An 11,080-nucleotide genomic window follows, 5' to 3' on the forward strand; every position below is an offset into this window, starting at 1 on the left:
GAAATCAACATGAAACTTGTATAACAACACATCAACTACAAGCATAATAATAGACCCTGCCATTTGTGATTAGTTCAAAATAAATTAAATAAAAAAATAAATATTTTTAAAAGCAAAAAAAAGCCAGCGCATTACTGGCTGGCTTAATCATTACTATGTCTAGTAACTACTATATGGGATATCAACATGAAAGCTTGGAGAAACTGCAATTTAACCAAGCATATTAATAGACGCCTACAATTTAAATAAGTTCAAAAACTCGTCATGATTTTTTAAAATTATTTTAGCTTTTAATTAAAGACAGCATTTGTTGTTCGTCAAACTGGGTAAAACTCATTGATTTTTCGGTAAATAATGCATCTACAAGCGCTTGCTTATCTTGCTGCATTTGAAATACTTTTTGTTCAATAGAGTTAGCCATAATTAGTTTATAAACAAACACTGGGTTTGTTTGCCCAATTCGATAAGCACGATCGGTGGCTTGTTTTTCAACGGCTGGGTTCCACCATGGATCAAAATGAATAACGGTGTCGGCTTGGGTTAAATTAAGCCCTGTACCACCGGCTTTTAAGCTAATTAAAAACACGGAAGTGTTACCACTGGTGAATTCGTCTATTACTTTATCGCGATGACGCGTTTGCCCAGTTAGCATACTAAAATTAATATTTAGCTCATTTAAACGCTCGGCAATTAAATCAAGGGCAGAGGTAAACTGGCTAAATATAATCACTTTACGGCCAAGGCTAAGCATTAAAGGTAAGTGGCTCGATAACCATTCTAATTTAGCACTGGCTGCCTCAGTTTCAGGTTCAATGAGTTTAGGATGACAACAAATTTGGCGTAACTTTAATAAAGCTTCTAAAAAAGCGAGTTTACTTTTTTGTACGCCTTGCTCGGCAAATAAATCAATGAGTTTCTCTTCAAGCGCACGGGTTATACCTTGGTACATGTCTTTTTGTTTAGGTTCAAACTCAAACTCTTTTATAAGTTCGGTTTTTTGCGGCAGTTCTTGAGCCACTTGGGCTTTAGTACGGCGCAAAATAAACGGCATAATTAACGCTTTTAGTTGCTCTGCACGTTCAATATTGCTTTCGCGTTCAATAGGACCTTGAAAATGCTGCTTAAAGTGCGCCTGTGAACCTAAAAGCGATGGCATTGCAAAGTCGAGCAATGACTTTAATTCAAATAAATTGTTTTCAATTGGGGTGCCACTTAAACAAAGCTTAAAGTCGGCATTTAAACGTTTTACCAGCCGCGAAACTTGTGCGGTATCGTTTTTAATATACTGGGCTTCATCAAGAATAATGTTTTCAAAATACAGCGGTGAGTAATAAGCAATGTCACGTTTTAATAGCGGATACGTGGTTAAAATACACTGCGCTTGTGCCAAATGCTGCAACGAATCATTTCGGTGTGCACCAAAAATAGTAGTCACTTTTAAGCTTTTTGCGAACTTGGCAATTTCGTTTTGCCAATTACTCACTAAACTTGTGGGGCACACAATAAGCGTAGGCCCTGCTTGCGGTGTATTGTATGAGCTTGCTAAGTAGGCAATCACTTGTAGCGTTTTACCCAAGCCCATATCATCCGCTAAAATCCCACCTAACTGATTACGCTTTAAAAAGTTAAGCCAAGCCACGCCTTCTTGCTGATACTCTCTTAATACTACAGAATCGTGTAAGCCATGAATGGCAGTTTTCGGTGATAGCAGTGCATCGTTATTTAGTTCTTCAAGGTAACGCTCTAGTGACGGGTCGTGTAGCTCTACATTAATAGCTGTGTGCTGAACTAATTCAGGTAAGTATGAAAGCGGAATGTTAAATTCGTCACGGGTTTTAATAAATTCAAACCGCAGTTTAAACTCAATTAATAAATTAAATGCTGCTTTATCAATAACCCCAAATTGACGGCCAACAGGGTAGTAATAAAATAATTCACTTTGACGGTTTAACGATTCATAAAGTTTATTATTTACATTTAATAGGGTAGCTACTTTGGTATCGTTTAGCATTACTTTACTATGCATTTGATGATTTGCAGCTCTGTTTACATGCAATGAGATTTGGCTTTTAGTATCAGCAACATTAACTTTGCTCATTGATACTTGCCAACCGCGTTGTTTAAAGCTAGGCAGTACCTCGTGAACTAGCCAATGTAAGTGAATAGCCGATTCCTGACTAAAAATAAACTCGCTGTGTAAACCCCCTTTACAAAAATCGAAGCCTAAGTTGACCAGCTCGTTGGTAACGGTGTTTTCGAAGGCGCTATTAATTAACTTTGCAGGCGCGGTGCCCGCTAAATAGTTTTTATTTTTATACTTAAACGATAACGAAATAGCCATTACTGAGCCCGACATGCTGACTTTAAGTATGGCATTACTCAACGACTTAACAGGCGTGCTTGGTGTATTAGTCGGGTGGGGAATAACACCTACACCAAAGTTATCAGCAAGCTGCTTATAAATTCGGTCAAAGTTTGTATCGTGCAGCGCCGGTATAGTTTGTAAGTGCGCAATTTCATCAGCACTGAGGGGCGTGCGAATACGGCCTAATTTATATTTATCTAAATCTAAGTAGATAGGCGGCGTTGTTTTAATTAACGCCCAATTAGGAATTTGATCCAAGTGAATTTTTAACTGGGTCACCTCTTTTTGTTTTTCCCAAACAAATTTAAGAGGTAAACCAGGTTGCGTTTTAATAGGTACTCGAGAGCGTTGTAAAAATAATCGGTCTGTGGCAAGTAATTGCTGCAGGGCATTAAATCCCCACTGCCCTTTAAGCTCAATATTACCGACCGCATTTTGCGATCTGATCCAGCTATATAATCTAAAATCACTTTCGAGCAAATCGCTAGGGGTTACAAAACTATTAAGCTGTTGCTCAGTTAAATTTCGCCCAAGTGCATAATTATTATTTTTATCGTAGTTGGCAATTTTAGGGGTTAAAAATACTTTGTTGTTTTCTATGTCTAATACAAACAGTAATACTTGCGAGGGTTGAGCTTGGTCGGTGTTTTTAAGTGCGCTTAGTTCACTAAACCAATCATTAATAAAATAATCTTCACCGTACTCACCAGAATGCTCAATTTTAAGCTTTAACAAAATAGCGGCCAAATGGCGGCATTTAGTTTTAACATTACAGGTACAATGGGTATCGACCGAATAACCAGTTGGTAATTTACTGATCTCAATACGTTGGTTAAACGCGAATCCTTTATCACCTTGCACCGTGGAGTCAACCACAGAAAAATCTGCATTATGTTCTAACCAACTGATTTGGCCGTTTTTATAGTACGATTTTCCTTTGGCCAACACCGCGGGTTTAAATAATTTTTTTATGAATCGCTCAGAAAGAGGAAACTGGGTAGCCTGCTCATTTTTAATTTCTTCAAAAATAGCCATTAAATCATTTTTTGATAAGTTAGCAGACATGTCACTCAAAGTATTAAAATTTAAAAATAATTTTCCCAGTATATGCCTTATCAGCGCTGAGCTAAAGCAATATTATTTTTAAAATAAACTGGTTGGATCTGATTGGTTAGTAAAAAATTGGTTTATAGCGAATTGGCGATCATTGTTTAATTTTGCTCACTAAAAAAGCACGTTTAAATTACAAAATAAAAACAATTAATTAACTTTAAAAGGAAGTTTAGTTCGGCTTAGATCAGGTTTTTACTAACAAGATGAAAAATGGCATTAAAAGGAGGTGTTTAGTTAGTAAAAATATGATCCTTGATGGTTTAAGCCATGTTTTTAGCCTTTATATGCCACTAAAGATCAGATTTTTACCAACTAACAAAGGGGGTTGGATCATGATTTAACTAACTCAACCCCTTTTACAGATCACGATATTACTAACTAATTAAAGGCACTTAATAACTTAGTAAGTTGCTCTAAGCGCTTGTCTGTCATCACTTTATTATTTATTTTAATTGAAACGTCACCACTTTTAAGGTTGCGTTGCACACTAATAAAGTCATTTTCTAAAACCGCTTCACGTTTTGATGCTGTTTTAGGCTCTGCAGTTAGGTATTTAGTAATTAGCATAGCGCGCTTGTCGTCGGCTTCTAAGGCGTTAATTTCATCATTGCTGGTAAGTGCAACAACTAACTCGTTAAATGCTTCCTCATCGCGCTCCTTTGCGTTAATCAACTTTTTAGCAACTTCTCTACCAACATGATTAGCTGTTGGGTAAAGGGCTATAACATCTGCAGATATTTGCTCATACGCTTTTATCGCATCAGCAATCGCTGTATGCGATACCCCTTCAATAACAGCAATTTCACGGTACGAGCCTTTTTTGCCTTGTTGAATAAGATCGTTTCTAGTTTGTTGATACGCTTGACCCAACTCCCAAAGACTAGGGGCAATGTATTGATCTGATGAAACCGCAAGTACTTTGGCATCTTGCTCGCTAAAGTCACTAGAACTCAATACGAGGTAGTCTGCGCCACCTAAAATACAGGCTTTACGACGTCTAGAGCCAGCTAATACAAGGCTTGTATCACCTTGCTCCCATAATAGGGCTGGGTGCTGATTACGGCCATCTTCTTTAATAGCAGGAAGAATATCTGCGACTGACTTTTCGTTTAAAAGCGCTTGTACGCGACGATTTTTACCATAAACTTGGGTCGATTTTTCAATTTCGTTGTGAGCAATCACTTTACAAACAAGCGTTATTTCCCGATTAGGATCACTGGGTGCAGGCATACGGATAACGTCGCCTGCATTGGCTTGCTCTAAAAGGGCATCTAAGCTGCTACTGCCAACAGCGGTTGCAAAGGGATCTAAGCGGGTGTCATTTTTACGTTTTTTAGCCATTTTTAGTCAACATCCTTACTTAGGCGTATTTAATTTAGATTGAGTGGATTGCCAATTAGAACGAATTAGCATTTCGAGTTCATCAACTACATCTTTGATATTTTCTTGTGCGCGCATTAATGACTCTCTACTCGCTAAACTATCAGACGCTTTTTGATCAAAAATGGTATTAAACGAGGATGAACTCGCAGTAATTGCTGAACTGTGATTAATAGGGTAGCTCATGACTTGGCGACCAAAAGCACTACGAACATCTTTAACTATGTCACGTTGTGAGTGGTTACCTTTTACATAATTAGTAACCAAAAATTGCATAAAGTCCCAACCATCGTGGCCAAGAGCGGCAACGGTATGATAAATCTCACCTAAGCGTTTTAAATATTTATTATTTGCATCAAAGTCTACCGCTTCAGGGTGAACCGGAATTAGCATCGCCGTTGAAGCCATTAATGCATTGTAAAACATAAAGTTAAGCGTTGGCGCTGTATCAATTAAAAGAATGTCAAACTCATCTTTTACTGGTTCAATAACGCGCTCTAGTAACTTATGGTAATGGCGCGTTTGCTCATAGTTTGAGGTATCTTTAAGCAAAGTTGCGGTTTCGTGTTCAAAATAAAAATCGTCCATACCAGAGGGCAAAACACGAATATTAGGAATATGAGTTGGTAAAAAAGAATTTGACACAAATTCAGGCCAGGTTTCACCTTCTTCAAGATCAATGCAATCACGCATCAAATCACCGACAGTAATTGGATCGGGCTCAGAGGATGGGAAAAAGCTTGATGATGACCCCTGAGGATCTAAATCAATAATACCGATGCGATAACGTTTTATGTTGGTAGTGGCAAGTGCAGCAGCAATATTAACCATGCTAGTTGTTTTACCACAACCACCTTTTAAAGAATTAATAACAATAACTTGGAGTTTGTCTGTCGGTGCACGGTGATCAGGCTTTATATCCATTGTATCGGCCATAGCAAAAATATTAACCAACGTATATGCGTAATGACCGTTTGCACCGCGTTTTATATTTAAATCGTCAAAGTCACCATTGTCATGACGTCTTTTTAAGGTACGATTATTACAGCCAAGTAAATCAGCTGCTGCTTTTTGGGTGTAAGTTCTTAATTCTTTTTCTTCAGATTTAAGATGGGCGCGGTAATGTTGGATACGTCCTTCTAGTGATTTTTCAGCAACTTCTGCAGTTGCTTTCAAAAGTCGGTAGGTATCTAGCGCATTATTATTGATAGACATACTTTATTCCTCAAAGTTAGGCGTTTAGTATAATGTCCATTCAATTAGCTGTAAACAACTATTTAAGGCGACATGCATTTTAAATACATGACATATAAAATAATTTTACGCCTTTAATATTGCTTAGTATAAATAAAGAAGTTTAAGTATGGTTAAGTATATAAGGTATTAAAGGCTAAGGGCTTAAAATACGCATTTAACTTTATGATTTATATGAATAATGTTTAAGAAAGTGGATCAGTATTATACGTGGTTAAGATCAGATCCTTATTTACTGGCAGATCACCTTTATACTAAGCAAATATTTAGTAGCTGAGTTACGCACAGGTTAAGCACTGAGTTACTCACAAAGTAGATGGTATAGATCATGTTTTTACTAAGTAAATTATAAAGTTATGCACCCACCATCAGAGATAATACGTGCTTTAATTAGTATAGATCTGATCTATAGTAAGTACAGATCAGATCTATGCTAACTCGAACTAAGCTTATCCACAGGCCTCTCATTTTTGCAGTAATTTGTCGTGCTAAATTTCAAAAAAATCACTTTGCAATGGACAAATTTATTATTCAGTTAGTAAAAAATCGTTTTATAAAAGCATTGTTAGTAAAAATGTGATCTGAAATCTTTTGTATTAACTTTTTCTTAGTAAAATACTGATCTGAGCATTTTATTTGAAATCAGATCACTTTTATACTAACTTAAACATTTAACTTTTGTGGCTTTATGTGTTGTTATTAGTTGCCACAATAAAAACGGAAATAAAAACCATGAGCCGAAAGGTCAACATCTCGGTAGATAACTTGCCTGATACACTTAGAGGCCAAATTCACGGGGTGGAAAGTGCAATTGATAACGAAAGTTTAGCACTATTTACAGATAACAAAGATGTGCGAATTTCGATAGAAAATGCAGCCCATGGGTTACGCGCTTACTCTAACACATTTAATCATTATGATCTGTGGGGACGCTTTGTTCGCTCAGGACATAAAAAGCTGCCACTTGAAGAAGCCCCTAAAAAAACCATTATTACACGTAAGATATCTGAGAAAGTAGACGGTATTTTATACGATGGTGAAATTAAAATAACACCGGCTGTGGTAAGTACTCGTAAAGATGGTGAAGACGTAGAATACCTAGTTTGGCCATCAGACAGAGAAGAAAAAGTTGAGCGTGCACTAATTCGCCTTGCTTCAAAAGGTAAAATAGTAAAAATTAATTTTAAATCCGGTATTCAATATGCTGTTGTGTTTTCTATGAACGAATTAGCACAAGAACTCAAAGCGGTTGGTCAGTCTATGCCATATCCGCAAATTAAAGAATCGCTTGAAGCATTGCAAGGTTCAAAACTTTCATTTAAATATTCTGCCACCGACACTAAAAATTCTGATATTGATGATTCGTTTTACGAGTCAAACATGAACTTTTTATCGTCTTTACACTTTAGCGGTAAAAAAGGCCAAGGCGGAAATGTTAAATGTGTGGCGTGTTTAAATGCGTTTGTTCATAACATGATCGATAACCTTGAATATAAAGGCTATTATTTTAATAGTGCTCAAGAATTAAAGCGCGGGTTATCGCGTTGGATGATGTTACGTTTATATCACTTATGGCGTTATGCTGCCCCAGGAAAAACGTATCATTTTAGACTGTTATCTATTATGGAAAAATATGGCTCTATTTATTCAACGGATGATATTACCGAAAATAAATTAAAAGCACTGCGTCGTGACATGACTACCACGATGAAAGATTTAATTGAAAAAGGGGCAATATCTGAGTACAGCATAACTAATGTAAAAGATGATAAAACAGGTAATATTGTAGATTACACCTATGAAATGCATCCATCTGATCAATTTTGTGATGAGATACTGGCATTAAATAAACACAACAAGCGTATAGAAATACAAGGTGGTAAACGCATTGTTGAAAATGCAGTATTAATTGATGAAGATAAGCTGGAAGAAATTGTAGAAAAATAATTATATTAATTTTTACCAGTCCGTTGTATTAAAGGCCACATTATGTGGCCTTTTTAACATAATTATTTTGTTACTTGTTCTAAATATAAACGGTCTACCAGAAAGTCATACTCTCGTTTTCGTGGATGTGATAAGGGCTTTTGGTAACTCGGTAGTTCGCCAAATTTTACGTCGGGTTGTGGGTTAATTAGTATAAAAGGTAAAGCAGCACTAACATGATAGCGATTTTGTGCAGTGTACCTCACATTAACTTGAGGACTAACTCGAGTAGGGCGCCTAATTCGCAATTTTTCTTTTTCACCCAAACTGGCTACTCGAACCTGTTCTTGTGCAACCAGTGACTGCCATTTTTGCTGATCAATCATTCGCGGGTTTTTATAGCCTGCCGATTTTTCTAACATTTCAAGCGCCATTTTTTTTGTAAGTGTTTTGGTTGCGTGTTTATGCATCCAAGTAAAGCGAACAGAAAAAGGGGATTCAATTTCACTATGAATTTTACGATACGCCGCAAGCGTTATTAAATTTGGCATTGCATTATGCACAGCTTCAAATCGCGCGTCGTTATTATCTATTGCTAAAATACAATTTTTAAAAGCTGCTTTTGCACTATTTACCTGTGCTATGCGATCAATAATGGCTTGTTTATTCGCCTCTTTTATTACTAGCAAACCAGGGTGTCGCTTTAATACTCGACTGCTTAGCCCTGGCTTTTTATACATATCGGAAAAAGCATTTAAAATTGCCTTATGTGCCAATTCCCCTGTTATTTTTGAAACGCTTATAGACTCAGGGATTATATTTTCTTCAGTACTACTAATCTCAGGTAATTGAAAATACTCTGCTTTAGCAAAGCCAACCTCTTTAAGCTCATCAATTAAGCTAAGTGTTAATTCATTGAGTAAATCAAACTGACTTCTTATTTGTACCTTTGTAACCATTAGCTACCTACCTAGAACACATCTTACTGATGTCACTATTTTCGCAGACAACCTTTTCTTTTGATAGATTTTTCTGAAATAAAATTTCATTGCTAAGATTAATAATAATTTAAATTATGTATGATGTGTTCTTAAATGGTTTTTTAAAGTATTTTTGCTTCATATACTTTAAAGGAAATAATAGAAGGGGTGAGTTAAGGTACTGGGCTTTGTATGCAGCACTAGCATAAATATTTAAAAGCGCATAATTGAGCAGCATTCTTTTTTAAACCTCCCGTAAAGTTAAGATTACATAAGTGCAAATTAAGTATGATGTGTTCCTGTAGTTATCTGTATCACCATCGCTTAGCTGTTAAGCTTCTACTCAAGCCATTATAATGCACACTCTATTTACTTAGGTTGTTGTTTTTAAATGTTTATTTGTTTTTACTTTATAAACTTGCTCATTAAAAGTAACTCAAAATAGGCTCTTAAATCTTATTAAAATTTAACTAATAACTAAATAATTGGTAAATAGTCGATTTAGTCCTTGAACAAAGCCCTCTGCATACGTTAATTTCAATGCATCAGGTAATAGGAATGAGGAATGAGCATGCAATCGTGGAACCCAAATAGTTGGAGAGAACTGCCAATACTGCAGCAACCACAGTACCCAGATCAAAACGTATTAAAGTCGGTAGAAAGCCAGTTGAAAAGTGCACCGCCTTTAGTATTTGCCGAAGAAACAAGAAGTTTATTTAAACAACTTGAAGACGTATGCGAAGGCCGTGCCTTTTTACTTCAAGGTGGAGATTGTGCAGAATCGTTTAGCGACTTTAATGCCGCTAATATTCGCGATACATTTAAAACCATCTTACAAATGGCTGTAGTATTAACCTATGGTGGAAAGTGCCCGGTTGTTAAAATTGCACGTATGGCAGGTCAATACGCTAAGCCACGTTCAGCCGACTTAGAAACAATAGACGGCGTTTCGTTGCCATCTTACCGTGGTGATATAGTAAATAACTTTGAGTTTACTGAAGAAGCACGTATTCCAGACCCTCAACGTTTAATGACTGCATATCATCACAGTGCGGCAACGCTAAATTTGCTACGCGCTTTTGCACAAGGTGGGCTTGCCGACTTACATCAAGTTAACCGTTGGAACATGGGCTTTGTTGCTGCTAATCCACAAAAAGCAAAATACCAACAACTTGCAGACAAAATTCAAGACGCGTTAGAATTTATGGAAGTGTGTGGTATTAATTCAACTATAGCGCCAAGCTTAAAAGAAACTGATTTATACACCTCACACGAAGCGTTATTACTAGGCTACGAAGAAGCATTAACACGTAGAGACCATTTATCAGGTGACTGGTACGATTGTTCAGCACACTTTGTTTGGATTGGTGAACGTACTCGCCAGCTAGACCATGCCCATATTGAATTTTTTAAAGGTATTAAAAACCCAATTGGTGTTAAAGTTGGACCAGGTATGGATCCAGACGAGCTTATCCGTTTAATAGATGCGCTTAACCCAGATAACATTCCTGGTAGATTAACGCTCATTACACGAATGGGGGCAGATGTGTTGCCAGAGAAGCTACCAGCGCTGGTGCGTAAAGTACAGCAAGAAGGTCGCAAAGTTATTTGGAGTTCAGATCCAATGCATGGCAATACTGAAAAAGCCAGCTCAGGTTACAAAACGCGTAGCTTTGATAACATTATGCGCGAAATTAGTCAGTTCTTCGCTGTTCACAAAGCTGAAGGCTCATACGCAGGCGGTGTTCATTTAGAAATGACCGGCCAACATGTAACAGAGTGTACCGGCGGTGCATACGGTTTATCTGATGATGACCTTGCTCAGCGCTACAAAACACAATGTGACCCACGCTTAAATGCTGATCAAGTATTAGAGCTTGGCTTTTTAGTAGCTGATTTACTAAAAGATGCGCGTAAATAATACCCGCTCATAAATACCAAAAGCCGCTTAATTTAAGTAACACCACTCGTTTAAGAACGAGTGGTGTTTTTTCGTTTATATCTAACCGGATATTTTTGTGTCTTTGCCAGCACCGCTCGCGGATAAGCTTTTCGCTTTCAT

At 37.0% G+C, this 11,080-nt stretch carries 6 protein-coding genes; 2 read left to right on the forward strand and 4 right to left on the reverse strand.

What is annotated here, in order from left to right; genetic code table 11:
* Nucleotides 1-283: 283 nt before the first annotated feature.
* From CWC30_RS12055 to CWC30_RS12065, 3 genes are all read right to left on the reverse strand, one after another.
* Nucleotides 284-3,430, reverse strand: coding sequence for a DEAD/DEAH box helicase (locus CWC30_RS12055; RefSeq protein WP_138627203.1), 3,147 nt, complete (start codon nt 3,428-3,430; stop codon nt 284-286).
* A gap of 426 nt (nt 3,431-3,856) precedes the next feature.
* A complete protein-coding gene (locus CWC30_RS12060) occupies nt 3,857-4,819 on the reverse strand; it encodes a transcriptional regulator (RefSeq protein WP_138627204.1) in 963 nt (320 codons plus the stop codon).
* A 15-nt stretch (nt 4,820-4,834) separates the two neighbouring features.
* Nucleotides 4,835-6,073 carry an AAA family ATPase gene (locus CWC30_RS12065; RefSeq protein ID WP_036983556.1) on the reverse strand — a complete coding sequence of 413 codons (1,239 nt, stop codon included), beginning with the start codon at nt 6,071-6,073 and terminating at the stop codon, nt 4,835-4,837.
* Nucleotides 6,074-6,844: 771 nt separating this feature from the next.
* Between CWC30_RS12065 and CWC30_RS12070 the strand changes: the two genes are divergently transcribed.
* Complete coding sequence (locus CWC30_RS12070) at nt 6,845-8,059, forward strand: hypothetical protein (RefSeq protein ID WP_013463357.1); 1,215 nt, start codon at nt 6,845-6,847, stop codon at nt 8,057-8,059.
* A gap of 62 nt (nt 8,060-8,121) precedes the next feature.
* On the opposite strand, the gene CWC30_RS12075 is transcribed toward CWC30_RS12070, so the two are convergent.
* Nucleotides 8,122-8,997, reverse strand: coding sequence for a DNA replication terminus site-binding protein (locus CWC30_RS12075; RefSeq protein WP_008464472.1), 876 nt, complete (start codon nt 8,995-8,997; stop codon nt 8,122-8,124).
* Between the two features lie 592 nt (nt 8,998-9,589).
* Here CWC30_RS12075 and CWC30_RS12080 point away from each other — a divergent pair.
* Nucleotides 9,590-10,939, forward strand: a complete 1,350-nt coding sequence (locus CWC30_RS12080; RefSeq protein ID WP_171034713.1) for a class II 3-deoxy-7-phosphoheptulonate synthase — start codon at nt 9,590-9,592, stop codon at nt 10,937-10,939.
* Nucleotides 10,940-11,080: the final 141 nt, after the last annotated feature.

Source organism: Pseudoalteromonas sp. S4741, from assembly GCF_005886135.1.
GTDB classification, from domain to species: domain Bacteria; phylum Pseudomonadota; class Gammaproteobacteria; order Enterobacterales; family Alteromonadaceae; genus Pseudoalteromonas; species Pseudoalteromonas tetraodonis.